Source organism: Enterobacter sp. E1, assembly GCF_016809815.1.
Classification (GTDB): Bacteria; Pseudomonadota; Gammaproteobacteria; order Enterobacterales; family Enterobacteriaceae; genus Enterobacter; species Enterobacter adelaidei.
This window is the reverse complement of record NZ_JAFBJM010000001.1, coordinates 296,790-312,922: the sequence shown is the minus strand read 5'-3', so window position 1 is coordinate 312,922 and position 16,133 is coordinate 296,790. Positions and strand designations below refer to the sequence as shown.

20 protein-coding genes are annotated in these 16,133 nt (G+C 54.8%); 11 read left to right on the top strand and 9 right to left on the bottom strand.

Annotated features, from left to right (window positions below; all coding sequences use genetic code 11):
- Positions 1-60: 60 nt before the first annotated feature.
- The 6 genes from solA to mdtH form a co-directional block, all read right to left on the bottom strand.
- Positions 61-1,179, bottom strand: coding sequence for an N-methyl-L-tryptophan oxidase (solA, locus tag JGF26_RS01585; RefSeq protein ID WP_134707528.1), 1,119 nt, complete (start codon positions 1,177-1,179; stop codon positions 61-63).
- Between the two features lie 116 nt (positions 1,180-1,295).
- The gene (gene bssS, locus JGF26_RS01580; RefSeq protein ID WP_008500827.1) at positions 1,296-1,550 is read right to left on the bottom strand and encodes a biofilm formation regulator BssS; all 255 of its coding nucleotides are present in this window, start codon (positions 1,548-1,550) and stop codon (positions 1,296-1,298) included.
- A 275-nt stretch (positions 1,551-1,825) separates the two neighbouring features.
- On the bottom strand, positions 1,826-2,071 hold the full coding sequence (dinI, locus tag JGF26_RS01575; protein WP_028019075.1) for a DNA damage-inducible protein I: 246 nt from the start codon (positions 2,069-2,071) through the stop codon (positions 1,826-1,828).
- 74 nt (positions 2,072-2,145) lie between these two features.
- Entirely contained in the window at positions 2,146-3,192 is a 1,047-nt protein-coding gene (gene pyrC, locus JGF26_RS01570) for a dihydroorotase (protein ID WP_028019074.1), read from the bottom strand.
- A gap of 126 nt (positions 3,193-3,318) precedes the next feature.
- Complete coding sequence (locus JGF26_RS01565; protein WP_028019073.1) at positions 3,319-3,879, bottom strand: lipoprotein; 561 nt, start codon at positions 3,877-3,879, stop codon at positions 3,319-3,321.
- 125 nt (positions 3,880-4,004) lie between these two features.
- Positions 4,005-5,213, bottom strand: coding sequence for a multidrug efflux MFS transporter MdtH (mdtH, locus tag JGF26_RS01560; RefSeq protein WP_134707529.1), 1,209 nt, complete (start codon positions 5,211-5,213; stop codon positions 4,005-4,007).
- Between the two features lie 236 nt (positions 5,214-5,449).
- Here mdtH and rimJ point away from each other — a divergent pair, with 236 nt between their 5' ends.
- The 4 genes from rimJ to murJ all read left to right on the top strand — a co-directional run bounded on the left by rimJ (position 5,450) and on the right by murJ (position 9,285).
- Entirely contained in the window at positions 5,450-6,034 is a 585-nt protein-coding gene (rimJ, locus tag JGF26_RS01555) for a ribosomal protein S5-alanine N-acetyltransferase (RefSeq protein WP_013097146.1), read from the top strand.
- 9 nt (positions 6,035-6,043) lie between these two features.
- On the top strand, positions 6,044-6,694 hold the full coding sequence (locus tag JGF26_RS01550; RefSeq protein WP_134707530.1) for a YceH family protein: 651 nt from the start codon (positions 6,044-6,046) through the stop codon (positions 6,692-6,694).
- A gap of 2 nt (positions 6,695-6,696) precedes the next feature.
- Positions 6,697-7,620, top strand: coding sequence for a Gfo/Idh/MocA family oxidoreductase (locus JGF26_RS01545; RefSeq protein ID WP_134707531.1), 924 nt, complete (start codon positions 6,697-6,699; stop codon positions 7,618-7,620).
- A 129-nt stretch (positions 7,621-7,749) separates the two neighbouring features.
- Positions 7,750-9,285 (top strand): murein biosynthesis integral membrane protein MurJ, encoded by a 1,536-nt coding sequence (gene murJ / locus JGF26_RS01540; RefSeq protein ID WP_108090225.1) that lies wholly within the window; start codon positions 7,750-7,752, stop codon positions 9,283-9,285.
- Positions 9,286-9,344: 59 nt separating this feature from the next.
- Here murJ and flgN read toward each other — a convergent pair whose 3' ends face one another.
- The 3 genes from flgN to flgA all read right to left on the bottom strand — a co-directional run bounded on the left by flgN (position 9,345) and on the right by flgA (position 10,821).
- Positions 9,345-9,770: a flagella biosynthesis chaperone FlgN gene (gene flgN / locus JGF26_RS01535; RefSeq protein WP_028019068.1), complete on the bottom strand. Its 426-nt coding sequence runs from the start codon at positions 9,768-9,770 to the stop codon at positions 9,345-9,347.
- Positions 9,771-9,774: 4 nt separating this feature from the next.
- Positions 9,775-10,068, bottom strand: coding sequence for a flagellar biosynthesis anti-sigma factor FlgM (gene flgM, locus JGF26_RS01530; protein WP_028019067.1), 294 nt, complete (start codon positions 10,066-10,068; stop codon positions 9,775-9,777).
- Positions 10,069-10,161: 93 nt separating this feature from the next.
- Positions 10,162-10,821, bottom strand: coding sequence for a flagellar basal body P-ring formation chaperone FlgA (gene flgA, locus JGF26_RS01525; protein ID WP_028019066.1), 660 nt, complete (start codon positions 10,819-10,821; stop codon positions 10,162-10,164).
- Between the two features lie 157 nt (positions 10,822-10,978).
- On the opposite strand from flgA, the gene flgB reads away from it, so the two are divergent.
- Genes flgB through flgH form a run of 7 tightly spaced genes read left to right on the top strand, consistent with a single transcriptional unit; the run spans position 10,979 to position 16,128 of the window.
- Positions 10,979-11,395, top strand: coding sequence for a flagellar basal body rod protein FlgB (gene flgB / locus JGF26_RS01520; RefSeq protein WP_028019065.1), 417 nt, complete (start codon positions 10,979-10,981; stop codon positions 11,393-11,395).
- A 3-nt stretch (positions 11,396-11,398) separates the two neighbouring features.
- Positions 11,399-11,803, top strand: a complete 405-nt coding sequence (gene flgC, locus JGF26_RS01515; protein WP_013097138.1) for a flagellar basal body rod protein FlgC — start codon at positions 11,399-11,401, stop codon at positions 11,801-11,803.
- Between the two features lie 11 nt (positions 11,804-11,814).
- Entirely contained in the window at positions 11,815-12,525 is a 711-nt protein-coding gene (flgD, locus tag JGF26_RS01510; protein ID WP_028019063.1) for a flagellar hook assembly protein FlgD, read from the top strand.
- A 26-nt stretch (positions 12,526-12,551) separates the two neighbouring features.
- Complete coding sequence (flgE, locus tag JGF26_RS01505; RefSeq protein WP_028019062.1) at positions 12,552-13,802, top strand: flagellar hook protein FlgE; 1,251 nt, start codon at positions 12,552-12,554, stop codon at positions 13,800-13,802.
- A 20-nt stretch (positions 13,803-13,822) separates the two neighbouring features.
- Positions 13,823-14,578, top strand: coding sequence for a flagellar basal body rod protein FlgF (locus JGF26_RS01500; protein WP_023311138.1), 756 nt, complete (start codon positions 13,823-13,825; stop codon positions 14,576-14,578).
- A gap of 11 nt (positions 14,579-14,589) precedes the next feature.
- A complete protein-coding gene (flgG, locus tag JGF26_RS01495; protein ID WP_008500810.1) occupies positions 14,590-15,372 on the top strand; it encodes a flagellar basal-body rod protein FlgG in 783 nt (260 codons plus the stop codon).
- Between the two features lie 57 nt (positions 15,373-15,429).
- On the top strand, positions 15,430-16,128 hold the full coding sequence (gene flgH / locus JGF26_RS01490; RefSeq protein ID WP_032666985.1) for a flagellar basal body L-ring protein FlgH: 699 nt from the start codon (positions 15,430-15,432) through the stop codon (positions 16,126-16,128).
- Positions 16,129-16,133 lie beyond the last annotated feature (5 nt).

The following is a 16,133-nucleotide window of genomic DNA, read 5'->3' as shown; positions in this document are numbered from 1 at the left end:
AACGCTCCGCAATGCAGTATGAATGAAACGGGCTCCGGGACGTCCGGAGCCTGTTGGGGATTATCCGTTAAAACGCGAGAGTGAGAAGGGCCTCAGATCAAACTGCGGTGTTATTCCCTGAGCAAACTGCGCGGCGATTTCGCCCAGCACGGAAGCAAACTTAAAGCCGTGGCCGCTCAGTCCTGTGATGAGCAGAGTGTTGTCATGCCCCGGCAGCGTATCAATGATAAAGTCTTCATCTGGCGTGTTGTCGTAGGTACAGGCCGCGCCATACAGCAAGCCGCCGATGCCTGGAAGAATATTGCGCAGGAACGAGAAGGCCTCTGACCCATCCTGTGGGTAAGCGCCGAAGGGTTTACGCTCCTCAGGGGAGGAGATAGCCTGGCCCCCGTTGTGTTTACCGATTTTCAGTGCGTCTTTTTCTGACGGGAAGCCGTAGAACTGGTCGCCGTTGGGTAATTCGCCGGTGAAGGCCGGGAATTTATTCTGGGCGCTGTAACGACCATCCGACTGGAACCAGGAGAAGACCTTGCGCACCGGCTGGATCGGCAGAGCGGGCAGCAGGCGGGTAACCCAGGTTCCCGCGCTGACCAGCAGGCGATCCGCGGAATATTCACCGTCAAGGGTCGCTACCGTGACGCCATTATCGTCATGGGTGATGGCGTCTACCGGACAGTTGAACAGCTGCGCGCAGCCTGCCTTCGCGGCAAGCTCGATCCAGGTCTTGATCGCCGTTTCGCAATGCAGCACCCCGGAGTGGGCTTCAAAGAGGCCGATATAATCTTCCGGGACGGTAATTTCGGGCCAGCGCGCGGTAATACCCGTCGCGTCCAGCTTCTCAACGTCCAGATTAAAAGCTTTCGCGCTGCGTTCGACGTTGGCGAGAAAATCAGAACTAGCCGGGCCGAGGTTGATCACCCCTGTGCGCTCGAAAATGCGATCTTCAGTCTGTTTCGCCAGGTCATCCCACAGCGCCTGTGCGCGAAGCACCAGAGGAACATAGCGCTCACCTTCACCATACGCATGGCGTATGAGTCGGGTGTCGCCATGATGGCTACCCTCTGTATGAGGAGGGCGGTGGGCATCAATCATCAGGACGTTCAGCCCTGCCTGTGTCGCATAATATCCGGCGGCGGAACCTACGGAGCCGCTACCAATAATGATTAAGTCGTATCTCATATGCATCTCGTAAACTCACGTTATGTGAGCAGAGTAATTAACAACGCGGGGTTAGACAAGGGTGAAATAAATAAGGCACCGCAAGGGTGCCTGTTGAGTGAAAGGTTGGCATTCGTTTAGTGCCGCTTATACTCATTTTCCTGATAGTCGCCAGATTCTATTTTTGCAATACCTGCCTCTAAAATAGAAATAAACTGACGAGCGACGTCTGTTGTTAGCCACAGCGTCTGTCCAACTTCCGCTTCTTCACGGTTGAGTTGATTCGGGGTTTGGTAGTGCAAACGCAGCATCAGTGCATCGTAGCTATCTACGGTACTGATATCCCAGCCTACAAGCGGATGGGTCTGGATGACTTCACTATTCTTTTCCATTATAACCCCCTTAATGCGTGTTAGAAGACAACGGCTCTGAGGTTCAATGCATGTTTTTCTGAAGCTTTTTCAGTATACCAAGTAATAAGGGTTTCGACGGTAAAAATAAACAGGTAGCAACACATTTTTCTGCTTTTTAGGATTGTTCGAACAATAAAACACCATCTCGTTCACGATTTTTAAAGAAGATATCGGAATAATTTGAACTTTCAGAATTTTCAGGCGAAAAAAAAGCCGGGGCGACCCGGCAAAAAAAACGCAATGAGGGAGCAGTATTAATCTGTGATGAACCAGTCGTCAGCGCTTTCCCATGTTTCTTGCAGAATTTCGCTGATGCGATCTTTATCTTCTTTCGCAGCACCAATGACGGAGAGGTTGTTTGCTGTCGCATAACGAACCGTTACGGCACCGGTATTGTCGGGAAAGGTGTTGTTAATTCGACGGGATAATTCCCCTGCCAGCGCATCCAGCGCGCCAACAGGCAGGACGGTAGTTTTGGCTATGGTGACTTCAATACGCATAAATGCCCCCTGTGTAATATACTGTTTATTTATACAGGCATATTATCGGTTTGACAACAAGGGGCACTGAATATTTAGCGTTTTACTGTCCAGTGAACGGTTTCGCCTGCCAGGAATGGGACAAGGGTGTCATCCGTCAGGGCAATGGATTCCTCAACCTGGCTTGCTTTACGCTCCAGTTCGATGAAGGTGTCATTGACCGGCAGGCCATAGAAGCGCGGGCCGTTGAGGGAGCAGAACGCTTCAAAATGCTGCAGTGCGTTCATCTCTTCAAACACGGTCGCGTAGCTTGCGAGGGCGGTTGGGGCGTTGAAGCAGCCCGCGCAGCCGCAGCTTGCCTCTTTACGATGGCGGGCGTGAGGCGCGGAATCGGTACCGAGGAACGCGCGAGAGAACCCGCTGGCTACCAGCTCGCGCAGGGCCTGCTGGTGAATGTTGCGCTTAAGGATCGGCAGGCAGTAAAGGTGCGGACGTACGCCGCCTACCAGCATATGGTTACGGTTAAACATCAGATGCTGAGGGGTGATGGTGGCGGCAATAAGATCGTTGCCGTCACGCACATACTCTGCCGCGTCTTTGGTGGTGATGTGTTCGAACACGACTTTAAGCGCAGGCAGTCGCTGGCGCAGCGGTTCCATCACGGTCTCAATAAAGCGGGCTTCACGGTCAAAGATGTCAATCTCAGCGTGGGTGACTTCACCATGTACCAGCAGCGGCATGCCCAGTTTCTGCATGCGTTCCAGCACCGGCATGATGGCATCAATACTGGTGACACCGTGGCTGGAGTTAGTGGTGGCATTCGCCGGGTAGAGTTTTGCCGCAGTAAATACGCCTTCGTTAAAACCGCGCTCCACTTCGTTCGGATCCAGTGAATCGGTCAGGTAGCACGTCATCAACGGGGTGAAATCATGCCCTTCGGGAACGGCATCAAGGATGCGCTGGCGATATGCGATTGCGGCATCGACGGTGGTGACTGGTGGAACCAGGTTAGGCATGACAATCGCGCGGCCATAAATTTCGCTGGTATAGGGCACGACGGTTTTCAGCATATCGCCATCACGCAGATGGATATGCCAGTCGTCTGGGCGGCGGATTTTAAGAACCTGGGGTTGTGCAGTCATGGAAGCTCCGGCTTGTCAGGAATCAGTCATTAGGATGGCTGTTTTTGCCGGACACAAATCATAAGCGGAAACGTTTTCGTTTGCACACTTTTCCGTAAAAAAAAGGGCGCCTCAGCGCCCTTCAGGTTAATCGGTGAAAGGAATGACAATTTCTCCCGGTTTCACCTCTATCCCTTTTGCATATTTTTTCGCAAGGGCTTCACCCTTACTCTTGTCTTCACTTAAGACATACGCAGGCTGCTGATTAAAATAATTACGCAGCGACTGGTTCAGATAGGGCATCAGCGTTTGCAGAACCGGAGCCATCTTATCCGGGGAAACCTGAGCATCGACCACTTCCATCTCCTGCAGGAAAATCGCGCCTTTCTCTTTATTGAAAACGGGAAGGGCCTTCAGTTTGAGCTTAATATTAGCTTTCTGGTTGCCAAAGAGAGAAGACATATCAAGATCTGCATCTCCTGCCAGAGTGACTTTGTTTGGCTCTTCACGCCCAATCTGGCTGGTGAGATTGGAAAGGACGATATGTGCGTCGGCAAGTCCTGGCACGCCAATGTCTTTAGAGAAATTGTTATGTTTTTCCAGCGCCTGATTAATTTCCTGTTCACTGACGGTATATTGCGTTAGCTGGTTACAGCCAACCAGCAGACCGCTGACAATCAATGCTGCGGCGAAAACAATTTTCTTCATAGTGTTCCTCAACGAAAAATCGGCGCTTCTGTCCTGTGACGTCAGTATGTCAGTGTGAAATTGCAGAAACCAGCAGAAAAAACTGAGAAATGGGAGCGGGAGTGTACTCCCGCTCAAGGGAAGTGCTACGCGCCAGGCTCGAGCATGCCGCTCGCGCTGCGTTTCTGGCTGAACTGCCACCACAGGGCCAGCAGTGTGATTAAACCCACCACGCCGAGCATCATCCAGGGCAGTTCGGGTTGATTCAGGGCTTTACCGGCATCAAATAACCAGCCGCCGCCGGTGTAACCTAATGCGCCGCCAAGCGCCAGCCCCAGCCGGCTGAACCCCATATAGCTGCCACGCGCCCGCGCATCCGCAAGCGAAGCGCTCAGCGTTTCACGGGCGGGCTCGGCGATGATAGAACCAATATAGAACGTGCAAATCAGCGTAAACAGTTGCTGAAGGGAGTTCACCAGGCCGATCGGCATCATGCTCAGCGTCATCAGGAAAAGCCCGGCCATCAGGCGATGCTCCAGACGAAAACGCCGTTCGCTCCAGCGGGCAATCGGATACAGCAGCGTCAACGACAGGCAGGCTTCGATGGCATACATCCATTTGACGGCAGTTGGGGTTCCCGCAATGTCGTTAACCATGATCGGCAGCATCAGCATCACCTGTACGGCGAGCATGTAGTAACCCGTCAGGGTTAACACGTACGTGACGAAACGCTTGTCGCGCAGCACACGACCGAGGCCTTCCCGGACGGGGGCTTTGACCGTCGACAGTTTCCAGGCAGGCAGGAACAGGCCATTAAACAGCGCGCACAGAATAAAGAGCACCGCACCAGCGGCGCACACCAGCCGGAAGTCATACTGCAGCAGCCAGCTTCCCAGCAGCGCGCCGATAACCGCACCCGCACTGTCCTGCATCATCAGAATCGAGAAAAAACGCCCTCTGTGCTGCGGGCGAATGAGCTTCACCACCAGCGCAGTGCGAGGCGGATCAAACAGCGTGCCCCCGATACCGGAAAGGAAGCAGGAGAACCACAGCAGCCAGGGCTCCTGAGCGACCGCCATCGTGGCAAAACCTGCCGCGCGAAGCAGCATACCGGTAACGATCATTGGTTTCGCGCCAAAACGGTCAGCGATGGCGCCACCAAAGACACCGAGACCCTGCTGGACAAACTGGCGTAACCCCAGGGCAATGCCAACCATCAATGCCGCCCAGCCCATTTGATCGACAAAACGAATGGAGATAAGGGGGAATACGACAAAAAAGCCGAGCACGACCAGCATGTTATCGACGAGCAGGAAATATTTACCCAGGCTCCTGGCCTGTGATACGCGGGACATTTTCCCTCCAGGGAAAATAAGAAGGTGAGCACGCTAACATTCTGCGGTGTCATTCCGCTTTTTCCCACCCCTGTACGTGACAATATTTTTTTATCAAAAGGGTGCTTTGATAGAGAGTTCTCATCGAAAATGGTGAAAAGAGGGCAAAATGGTATGTCACTGTTTTCACAGACGGCGCAGGCGCAGGTATAGTAAAGCTAATGGGTAAGCAGAAGTGACGGGAAGGAGTGGGATCGATGTTTGGCTATCGCAGTAATGTGCCAAAAGTGCGTCTGACAACGGACAGGCTGGTCGTTCGTCTGGTGCATGAGCGTGATGCCTGGCGTCTGGCGGACTATTACGCCGAGAATCGCCAGTTTTTAAAACCCTGGGAACCCGTTCGGGATGAGAGCCATTGTTACCCTTCTGGCTGGCAGGCTCGTCTCAGCATGATTGCGGAATTTCACAAGCAGGGAAGTGCTTTCTATTTTGCGCTACTGGATCCCGAGGAGAAAGAGATCATTGGGATTGCCAATTTTTCCAACGTGGTGCGGGGATCGTTTCACGCCTGTTACCTTGGCTACTCCATCGGCCAGAAATGGCAGGGACAGGGGCTAATGTACGAGGCGCTAACGGTGGCTATTCGCTATATGCAGCGTACGCAACATATCCATCGCATTATGGCGAACTACATGCCGCATAATCAGCGTAGCGGTAATTTGCTGGCGCGATTAGGGTTCGAGAAAGAGGGCTACGCCAAAGATTATCTGTTGATAGACGGAGAATGGCGTGACCACGTTCTGACAGCATTAACCACCCGGGACTGGACTGCAGGTCGTTAAGGAGAAAAGATGAAATATCAGCTAAGCGGTACCGAAGCGCGCGTGATTGGGTGCTTACTCGAAAAACAGGTCACCACGCCAGAGCAGTACCCGCTCTCTGTCAATGCCGTGACGATGGCCTGCAATCAGAAAACCAACCGTGAGCCAGTCATGAACCTGAGTGAACACGAAGTTCAGGATGTGCTGGATGAGTTGGTCAAACGGCACTACCTGCGGACCGTCAGCGGCTTCGGTAACCGTGTGACGAAATATGAGCAGCGTTTCTGTAATTCCGAATTTGGCAATCTGAGGTTGAGCGCCGCAGAAGTCGCGGTGATTACCACGCTGTTGCTGCGCGGGGCGCAAACGCCGGGTGAGCTGCGTACTCGTGCTTCCCGCATGCATGAGTTTGCGGATATGCAGGAAGTTGAGCAGGTTCTGGAAGGGCTGGCCTCGCGTGAAGAGGGGCCTTATGTGGTGCGTCTGGCGCGCGAGCCAGGTAAACGTGAAAGCCGCTATATGCATCTGTTCAGCGGCGAAGTTGATATTTCAGTAAAGTCTCTGGTAACCGATGTAAGTGTTGAACAAGATGATTTGGTTACGCGCGTGGCCGCGCTGGAAGACGAGGTCGCAGGACTGAAACAGCGTCTGGATACGTTGCTGGCACACCTGGGAGACTAAGGATGAAAAAATTACGCGTAGGCGTGGTGGGTCTGGGCGGCATCGCGCAAAAAGCCTGGCTACCGGTATTGGGTGCGGCAACGGACTGGACGCTTCAGGGGGCGTGGTCACCGAATCGCGAGAAGGCTGAGCGGATCTGCGAAACGTGGCGCATCCCTTATGCCAATTCTCTTCAGGATTTAGCCCACGAGTGCGATGCGGTCTTTGTTCATACCTCAACGGCAACCCACTATCAGGTGGTGAGTGTGCTACTCCATGCAGGGGTTCATGTATGTGTGGATAAGCCACTGGCTGAAAATGTCCAGGACGCGGAACGGCTGATTGAGCTGGCGGCGCGTAAAAAACTGACGCTGATGGTGGGTTTCAACCGCCGCTTCGCGCCACTTTACCAACAGCTGAAAGCGCAGTCCGGCAGTCTGGCCTCGCTCCGTATGGATAAACACCGTACCGACAGTATCGGACCCAACGATTTACGCTTCACGCTGCTGGATGACTATCTGCACGTCGTGGACACGGCGCTGTGGCTCAGTAACGGTAATGCGCAGCTGCAAAGCGGGACGCTCCTGACGAATGAGCAGGGCGAGATGGTCTATGCCGAACATCACTTCGCGATTGACCATCTGCAGGTAACGACCAGCATGCATCGTCGTGCGGGCAGTCAGCGTGAGTCCGTTCAAGCGGTGACTGACGGTGCGCTTTACGAAATCACCGATATGCGTGAGTGGCGGGAAGAGAAGGGCAACGGCGTGGTGACGCTTCCGGCGCCTGGCTGGCAGAGCACCCTGGAGCAGCGCGGGTTCGCAGGATGTGCCCGCCACTTTATCACCTGTGTGCAAAATCAGACGGTTCCTGAAACGTCCGGCGAGCAGGCCATTATGGCGCAACGCATTGTGGAACGGCTCTGGCGAGAGGCGATGAGTGAATAATTCGCTGTAACATCTGCGGATAGTAATTCGTTGAAATCCGGGTAGACTAAGCGCCGGTTGTTGGTTTCGCCGGGTGGCGCTTACGCTTACCCGGCTTACAAATCCGTAGGGTTGTGGAAATTCACATTAATGAACTTATTAAAATCGCTGGCAGCCGTCAGCTCGATGACCATGTTTTCCCGCGTACTCGGTTTTGCGCGCGATGCAATTGTGGCAAGGGTCTTTGGTGCAGGGATGGCTACGGACGCCTTTTTCGTCGCGTTCAAATTGCCAAACCTGCTGCGTCGTATTTTTGCGGAAGGGGCATTTTCTCAGGCTTTTGTTCCGATCCTGGCGGAATATAAAAGCAAGCAGGGTGAGGACGCGACGCGCGTATTTGTCTCTTATGTCTCCGGGTTGTTGACGCTAGCCCTGGCTGTGGTGACTGTCGTCGGGATGCTGGCAGCACCCTGGGTGATTATGGTAACCGCGCCTGGTTTTGCCGATACGGCAGATAAATTTGCCCTCACCTCACAGCTTCTGCGCATTACCTTCCCTTATATTCTGTTGATCTCGCTGGCCTCGCTGGTGGGGGCGATACTGAACACCTGGAACCGCTTTTCCGTTCCGGCATTTGCGCCGACGTTTCTTAACGTCAGCATGATCGGCTTTGCCCTGTTCGCCGCACCGCATTTCAATCCGCCGGTACTGGCGCTGGCATGGGCGGTGACCGTGGGTGGCGTGCTGCAGCTGGCTTATCAGCTGCCGCATCTGAAAAAAATAGGCATGCTGGTGCTGCCGCGTATCAATCTCAAAGATGCCGGTGCAATGCGTGTTATTAAGCAGATGGGACCTGCGATCCTTGGCGTCTCCGTCAGCCAGATCTCACTTATCATCAATACCATTTTTGCTTCTTTCCTGGTGTCCGGCTCGGTCTCCTGGATGTACTACGCCGACCGTCTGATGGAGTTTCCGTCCGGGGTGCTGGGGGTGGCGCTGGGGACAATCCTGCTGCCGTCGCTGTCGAAGAGTTTTGCCAGTGGCAATCACGATGAGTACTGTCGGTTGATGGACTGGGGGTTACGTCTTTGCTTCCTGCTGGCGCTGCCAAGCGCGGTGGCGCTGGGTATTCTGGCCAAACCGCTGACGGTCTCGCTCTTCCAGTACGGGAAATTCACCGCGTTTGATGCCGCCATGACGCAGCGCGCCCTGATTGCCTACTCGGTTGGTTTGATGGGGCTGATCGTCGTCAAGGTGCTGGCCCCGGGCTTCTACTCGCGGCAGGACATCAAAACACCGGTGAAAATTGCGATTGTGACGCTGATTATGACCCAGCTGATGAACCTGGCGTTTATTGGTCCGCTGAAGCATGCGGGCTTGTCATTGTCTATCGGTCTGGCCGCTTGTCTGAATGCCGGGCTGTTGTACTGGCAACTCCGCAAGCAGGATATCTTCACGCCGCAGCCGGGTTGGTCACGTTTCCTTGTGCGACTGATCGTCGCGGTGCTGGTGATGTCTGCAGCGCTGCTCGGCATGATGTACGTGATGCCGGAGTGGTCCCAGGGAACCATGCCATACCGTCTGATGCGGCTGATGGCCGTGGTGGTGGTTGGCGTGGTGGCTTACTTTGCCACGCTCGCCGTGTTGGGGTTCAAGGTGAAAGAATTCACCCGTCGTACGGCATAAACGCCAAAAGGGGAGTTCACCTTATGGTGCTCCCCACTGCATGATTTGTCGCTGCTGCTTCAAATCGAAATCTTTTTTACACCCGCAATACGTGCAGTAGCAGTCTGACCATCCGCACCGTACAGTCCGGTTTCTTTATGCGGTTTCAACACCTCAAGCGCTTGCTGATTACGCTCTATCTGACCTTCAAGCAGCCAGCCGTTATGCTGGTTAAGATCGCGCAGGTGTCGCGTTTTTTCAGTAATGGTCTGCCAACGCTCAACAATATCGTCATTTGCACTGCGCTTAGGATCTTGCTCAGCGCGGCGTTGTTGCTCCAGATAATCCAGCGTTGCCAGAAGCGAACTTTTGTCTTCAGTAATCCGCTGCAACGCGCTGCCGTTAATGTGACCGGAAGAGAGATGCTGTTGCTCTGCGTCCATTACCGTTTTCAGGTCGTTCAGGACAACCGTCATTTGATCCAGTATTTCTGACAGTCGACTCATACGGTTAGTTACTCTGTAAGAAACTCTGTGCTTCCTGAATCAGGGCATCAGCGATTTTGCTGGTGTCCATTTTCAGTTCACCGTTACGAATTGCCGCTTTCAGCGTTTCAACACGTTCCATATTGATATCGTTGCTGCCTGGCTGCATCAGTTTTGCCTGAGCATCACTCAGGGTTACGCTGGTGCTGTTAGACGTTGACGGTTTTTCCAGACGCGCTTTCTGCGCTGGCGTGTCATTCGTTTCGCGAGGTTGTACAGCGCTTACCGGCTTCAGGGCTGATGTACGATCAATGCTCATAGTGTTGTCCTCATCGAGGGTTCGCGGCGTTTGCGCCTGACATCATCATTAGTTGAATATTTATCGGCAAGCGGCGCGAAATCTTTAAAAAGATTATAGGTTAATCAGAATATTCCCATCAGAATCGACGGTTCCGCTAACCACCTGGCCTGAGGTCATTCTGACGCGGACGTTTTGTGCCACCGCAGCATTGTTTAACGCTTTCCCTTCGCTGTTGATACTAAAGCCATCTCCGTTGGCCACCACCATCACCTGCTGACCTGCTTTTATCCGCCATGCCTGGCGCAACATTGAGAGCTGTATCGGCTGGCCTGGGGCGACGTCGCGCAGACTGACAGCGTCCTGCGCCTGGTTAATTTCCAGCATCGTGCGTGGCGGCAACTGATCCAGACGGCCGCGTTTTAACGTCACGCTGTTTGTCTGCAGCACGCTGCCGCGCGCAATGGGCACGGCGGCGACAACATAATTGCCCGTCGCCTGAACTGCAACCTGTAAATAGCGTTTTTCGTTGGCGCAGCGTGCCAGCACGTTCACATTCCCCCAGAGCTTTGTGAACCCCACCACGCTGAATGAAGGCTGATCACACGTAGGGTAGAGATTCGGTGGCGTGCGTACGGTAACGGTGACGTCATCGCTAAAACCCGCCAGCTTTTCAGCGAAAAAAGCCGTCAGTTGATCCTGTAAGCCTTCAGCCTGCACCAGAGGGCTAAACAGCAAGAAAGTTGCCACCAGACCACGTTTTAACGTTTGCATCGCAAGTTCCACCGTTTCCAGAATTGAGTGAATTCTACCTGCAGTGGTTTTGCATCAACGGAATAAATAGCGACGCATTTTGCGCTTATTCCGTCGATAGGGGAGACCGGGTGAGATTTAAGCTGTGAACTGAAATTTTGCCATCAGCGGAGGAGACATGCTCGATAAACTCGACGCCGCGTTACGTTTTCAGCAGGAAGCGCTCAATTTACGCGCCCAGCGGCAGGAGATTTTAGCCGCCAACATCGCTAACGCCGATACCCCAGGGTATCAGGCGCGCGATATTGATTTTTCCAGTGAACTCAAAAAGGTGATGGAGCGTGGACGTGCCGAAGGAACGGGTGTTGCACTCGCCATGACATCCTCGCGCCATATTCCTGCTCAGGCGATGACCGCGCCAACGACCGATTTACTCTATCGCATTCCCGATCAGCCTTCACTCGACGGCAACACCGTGGATATGGACCGGGAGCGTACGCAGTTTGCCGATAACAGCCTGAAATACCAGACGGGACTGACCCTACTCGGCGGACAAATCAAAGGCATGATGAACGTCCTGCAGGGGGGCAACTGATAGATGGCCTTGCTGAATATTTTTGATATCGCCGGTTCGGCGTTAACCGCGCAGTCCAAACGTCTGAACGTGGCTGCCAGTAACCTGGCGAACGCCGACAGCGTGACTGGACCAGACGGCCAGCCTTATCGTGCCAAACAGGTTGTCTTCCAGGTTGATGCGGCACCTGGTGCGGCAACGGGCGGCGTGAAAGTGTCTGATGTGGTAGAGAGCCAGGCACCGGATAAGCTGGTGTATGAGCCCGGCAACCCACTCGCGGATGCTAACGGATACGTGAAAATGCCTAACGTGGATGTGGTGGGTGAGATGGTGAACTCCATGTCGGCTTCCCGTAGTTACCAGGCCAACGTCGAAGTGCTTAATACCGTGAAGAGCATGATGCTCAAAACACTCACTCTCGGCCAGTAAAGGAGACATGCATGTCCATCGCCGTAAATGTGAATGATCCTACGAACTCGGGTGTTAACAACACAAAGAGTACGACGGGTTCTAACTCCCTCACCGGGAGTAACGCCGCCGATCTTCAGGGCAGCTTTCTGACGCTGCTGGTGGCGCAGCTTAAGAACCAGGATCCCACTAACCCGATGCAGAACAACGAACTGACCACGCAGCTTGCGCAGATCAGCACCGTTAGCGGCATTGAGAAACTGAACACCACCCTCGGTTCCGTCTCTGGTCAGATTGGTAGCAGCCAGTCTCTGCAGGCCGCGAGCCTGATTGGTCATGGGGTAATGATCCCGGGCACCACCATTCTGGCGGGCTCCAGCACCACCGAAGGCAACACCACAACGACCACCACACCGTTTGGTGTTGAGCTCCAGCAGGCGGCTGAGAAGGTCACCGCCACGATCACGGATTCCACTGGCGCGGTTGTCCGTACCATTGATATCGGCGAGCTGAAGGCGGGCGTTCACACCTTTACCTGGGACGGCACCCTGACCGACGGTACTAAAGCACCAAACGGTTCCTACAAAGTGGCAATCAGCGCCAGCAACGGGACAACCCAGCTGGTGGCGCAGCCGCTGCAGTTCGCGCTGGTCCAAGGCGTGATTAAAGGAAGCGACGGCAACAAACTGGATTTGGGTACCTCAGGTACCACCACACTCGACGAAGTTCGGCAGATTATCTAAGCCTTAACACTTATCAGGAGTAAGTCATGGCCTTTTCTCAAGCGGTCAGCGGCCTGAATGCTGCGGCCACCAACCTGGACGTCATTGGCAACAACATCGCCAACTCCGCGACCTATGGTTTTAAATCCGGTTCTGCTTCCTTTGCAGACATGTTTGCCGGTTCCAAAGTCGGCCTGGGCGTCAAAGTTGCGGGCATCACTCAGGACTTTACCGACGGCACCACCACCAACACCGGTCGTGGTCTGGACGTCGCCATCAGCCAGAACGGTTTCTTCCGTATGGTTGATTCCAACGGCTCTGTGTTCTACAGCCGTAACGGCCAGTTCAAGCTGGACGAAAACCGCACGCTGGTTAACATGCAGGGCATGCAGCTGACGGGCTACCCGGTAGCGGGTACGCCGCCAACCGTTCAGACCGGTGCGAACCCACAGGCGATTACTATCCCGAATACCCTGATGGCGGCGAAATCGACCACCACCGCGACGCAGCAGATCAACCTGAACTCAACCGATCCTGTTCAAACTGCCCCGTTCGATGCGACTAACCCGGATACCTACAACAAAAAAGGGACCGTGACCGTCTTCGACAGCCAGGGTAACGCCCATAACATGTATGTCTACTACGTTAAGACAGCCAACAATAAATGGGATCTTTACACTCAGGACGGCAGCGTTGCGGGTTCTACAGCAGCGAAAGCGGCGCAGATGAACTTTGATGCGAACGGTAACCTGGCGGGTGTCTATAACTACGACGCTGCGGGTGTGCTGAGCGCAACGCCAAACGCAACCCCTGCAATCAACATCACCACCGGTTCTGTCAGCGGTGCGACGGCGGCGACTTTCTCCCTGAGCTTCCAGAACTCCATGCAGCAGAACACCGGTGCGAACAGCGTGGTGGCAACCAATCAGAACGGCTACAAGCCTGGCGACCTGGTGAGCTACCAGATCAACGACGATGGCACCGTGGTGGGAAGCTACTCTAACGAACAGTCTCAGGTTCTGGGTCAGATCGTACTGGCAAACTTTGCCAACAACGAAGGTCTGAAATCGGAAGGCGATAACGTCTGGTCTGCCAGCCAGTCCTCCGGCGTGGCGCTGCTGGGTACCGCAGGTACCGGTAACTTCGGCAAGCTGACCAACGGCGCGCTGGAAGCCTCCAACGTGGATATGAGTAAAGAACTGGTGAACATGATCGTCGCGCAGCGTAACTATCAGTCGAACGCGCAGACCATCAAAACCCAGGACCAGATCCTCAACACGCTGGTTAACCTGCGTTAAGCGGCTAACAGGAAAGCGCAATGGATCACGCAATATATACCGCGATGGGCGCGGCAAGCCAGACGCTCAATCAGCAAGCCGTTACGGCCAGCAACCTGGCAAACGCCTCGACACCGGGTTTTCGTGCCCAGCTTAATGCGCTGCGCGCGGTGCCGGTTGAAGGGCTTTCCCTGCCAACCCGTACGCTGGTTACGGCATCTACCCCTGGCGCAGATATGACGCCAGGGCAGATGGATTACACCTCACGCCCACTGGATGTTGCCCTGCAGCAGGACGGCTGGCTGGCGGTGCAAACCGCAGACGGCAGCGAAGGCTATACCCGTAACGGCAATATCCAGGTGAGCGCGACGGGCCAGCTGACGATTCAGGGTCATCCGGTGATGGGGGAAGCGGGTCCGCTGACCGTGCCGGAAGGCTCGGAGCTGACTATCGCCGCGGACGGCACCATTTCGGCGCTGAACCCGGGCGATCCGGCCAATACCGTTGCGCCCGTTGGTCGTCTGAAGCTGGTTAAGGCGGAAGGCAAAGAGGTGCAGCGCGGCGATGACGGCATGTTCCGTCTGACCCAGGCGGCTCAGGCGACGCGTGGTGCCACGTTACAGGCCGATCCGAGCATCCGCGTGATGTCCGGCGTTCTGGAAGGCAGCAACGTTAAGCCGGTAGCCGCCATGAGCGACATGATTGCCAGCGCCCGTCGTTTTGAAATGCAGATGAAGATCATCAGCAGCGTGGATGAAAACGCGGGCAAGGCTAACCAACTTCTGGCTATGAGTTAACAGGACTCCTTATGATCAGTTCTTTATGGATCGCGAAAACTGGCCTGGACGCCCAGCAAACCAATATGGACGTGATTGCCAACAACCTGGCAAACGTGAGCACCAATGGTTTCAAGCGTCAGCGCGCCGTTTTCGAAGATTTGCTTTATCAAACCATCCGCCAGCCGGGTGCACAGTCTTCTGAACAGACGACGTTGCCGTCGGGTTTACAGATCGGTACCGGCGTTCGTCCGGTAGCCACCGAGCGTCTGCACAGCCAGGGCAACCTGTCTCAGACCAACAACAGTAAAGACGTGGCGATCAAAGGCCAGGGCTTCTTCCAGGTGCAGCTGCCTGACGGGACTTCTGCCTATACCCGCGACGGTTCGTTCCAGGTCGATCAGAACGGCCAGCTGGTCACGGCGGGCGGTTTCCAGGTTCAGCCTGCGATTACCATCCCGGCGAACGCCCTGAGCATCACCATCGGACGTGACGGTGTGGTCAGCGTGACCCAGCAGGGACAGGCCGCGCCGGTTCAGGTCGGGCAGCTCAACCTGACCACCTTCATGAATGATACTGGTCTGGAAAGCATTGGTGAGAACCTCTACACCGAGACGCAATCCTCCGGTACACCAAATGAGAGCACCCCGGGCCTGAACGGCGCGGGCCTGCTGTATCAGGGCTATGTTGAAACCTCCAACGTGAACGTGGCGGAAGAGCTGGTGAATATGATCCAGGTCCAGCGCGCGTATGAAATTAACAGTAAAGCAGTGTCGACGACCGACCAGATGCTGCAGAAACTGACGCAACTCTAAGGTGTAGCCCGGTGCGGTAAACGCCGCGCCGGCTCCCTGTTTTCGAAGATGAAGGCAATGCAAAAAAACGCGGCGTTTCGTTATCCGATACTGACTGTTCTGGCTGTCACCCTCAGCGGGTGTGCCTGGATCCCGTCTAAACCTTTGGTCCAGGGTGCGACGACTGCCCAACCCGTTCCTGGCCCCGCGCCAGTGGTAAACGGCTCCATTTTCCAGACCGCGCAGCCGATTAATTACGGCTATCAGCCGCTGTTTGAAGATCGCCGCCCGCGTAACGTCGGCGATACATTGACCATTGTGCTGCAGGAAAACGTCAGCGCGAGCAAGAGCTCGTCGGCGAACGCCAGCCGCGATGGCAAAACCAATTTTGGCTTCGATACCGTGCCACGCTATCTCGAAGGGTTGTTCGGCAACGCGCGTGCGGATGTGAACGCGTCCGGCGGCAATACCTTTAACGGTAAAGGCGGCGCGAACGCCAGCAACACCTTCAGCGGCACGCTGACGGTCACGGTTGACCAGGTTCTGGTTAACGGCAACTTGCACGTTGTGGGTGAAAAACAGATCGCCATCAACCAGGGCACTGAATTCATTCGTTTCTCGGGCGTGGTTAACCCTCGCACGATCAGCGGCACCAACACCGTTCCGTCCACCCAGGTGGCGGATGCGCGCATCGAGTACGTCGGTAACGGCTACATCAACGAAGCGCAAAATATGGGTTGGCTGCAGCGCTTCTTCCTTAATTTATCGCCGATGTAAGCGAG

Excerpts from the sequence above, each read along its gene's own strand:
- solA (WP_134707528.1), bottom strand. The coding sequence starts at position 1,179 with ATGAGATACGACTTAATCATTATTGGTAGCGGCTCCGTAGGTTCCGCC.
- mdtH (WP_134707529.1), bottom strand. The coding sequence starts at position 5,213 with ATGTCCCGCGTATCACAGGCCAGGAGCCTGGGTAAATATTTCCTGCTC.
- JGF26_RS01565 (WP_028019073.1), bottom strand. The coding sequence starts at position 3,879 with ATGAAGAAAATTGTTTTCGCCGCAGCATTGATTGTCAGCGGTCTGCTG.
- JGF26_RS01545 (WP_134707531.1), top strand. The coding sequence starts at position 6,697 with ATGAAAAAATTACGCGTAGGCGTGGTGGGTCTGGGCGGCATCGCGCAA.
- JGF26_RS01550 (WP_134707530.1), top strand. The coding sequence starts at position 6,044 with ATGAAATATCAGCTAAGCGGTACCGAAGCGCGCGTGATTGGGTGCTTA.
- flgB (WP_028019065.1), top strand. The coding sequence starts at position 10,979 with ATGCTCGATAAACTCGACGCCGCGTTACGTTTTCAGCAGGAAGCGCTC.
- flgD (WP_028019063.1), top strand. The coding sequence starts at position 11,815 with ATGTCCATCGCCGTAAATGTGAATGATCCTACGAACTCGGGTGTTAAC.
- JGF26_RS01500 (WP_023311138.1), top strand. The coding sequence starts at position 13,823 with ATGGATCACGCAATATATACCGCGATGGGCGCGGCAAGCCAGACGCTC.
- flgA (WP_028019066.1), bottom strand. The coding sequence starts at position 10,821 with ATGCAAACGTTAAAACGTGGTCTGGTGGCAACTTTCTTGCTGTTTAGC.
- flgM (WP_028019067.1), bottom strand. The coding sequence starts at position 10,068 with ATGAGCATTGATCGTACATCAGCCCTGAAGCCGGTAAGCGCTGTACAA.
- flgE (WP_028019062.1), top strand. The coding sequence starts at position 12,552 with ATGGCCTTTTCTCAAGCGGTCAGCGGCCTGAATGCTGCGGCCACCAAC.
- flgG (WP_008500810.1), top strand. The coding sequence starts at position 14,590 with ATGATCAGTTCTTTATGGATCGCGAAAACTGGCCTGGACGCCCAGCAA.
- dinI (WP_028019075.1), bottom strand. The coding sequence starts at position 2,071 with ATGCGTATTGAAGTCACCATAGCCAAAACTACCGTCCTGCCTGTTGGC.
- pyrC (WP_028019074.1), bottom strand. The coding sequence starts at position 3,192 with ATGACTGCACAACCCCAGGTTCTTAAAATCCGCCGCCCAGACGACTGG.
- murJ (WP_108090225.1), top strand. The coding sequence starts at position 7,750 with ATGAACTTATTAAAATCGCTGGCAGCCGTCAGCTCGATGACCATGTTT.
- flgC (WP_013097138.1), top strand. The coding sequence starts at position 11,399 with ATGGCCTTGCTGAATATTTTTGATATCGCCGGTTCGGCGTTAACCGCG.
- rimJ (WP_013097146.1), top strand. The coding sequence starts at position 5,450 with ATGTTTGGCTATCGCAGTAATGTGCCAAAAGTGCGTCTGACAACGGAC.
- flgN (WP_028019068.1), bottom strand. The coding sequence starts at position 9,770 with ATGAGTCGACTGTCAGAAATACTGGATCAAATGACGGTTGTCCTGAAC.
- bssS (WP_008500827.1), bottom strand. The coding sequence starts at position 1,550 with ATGGAAAAGAATAGTGAAGTCATCCAGACCCATCCGCTTGTAGGCTGG.
- flgH (WP_032666985.1), top strand. The coding sequence starts at position 15,430 with ATGCAAAAAAACGCGGCGTTTCGTTATCCGATACTGACTGTTCTGGCT.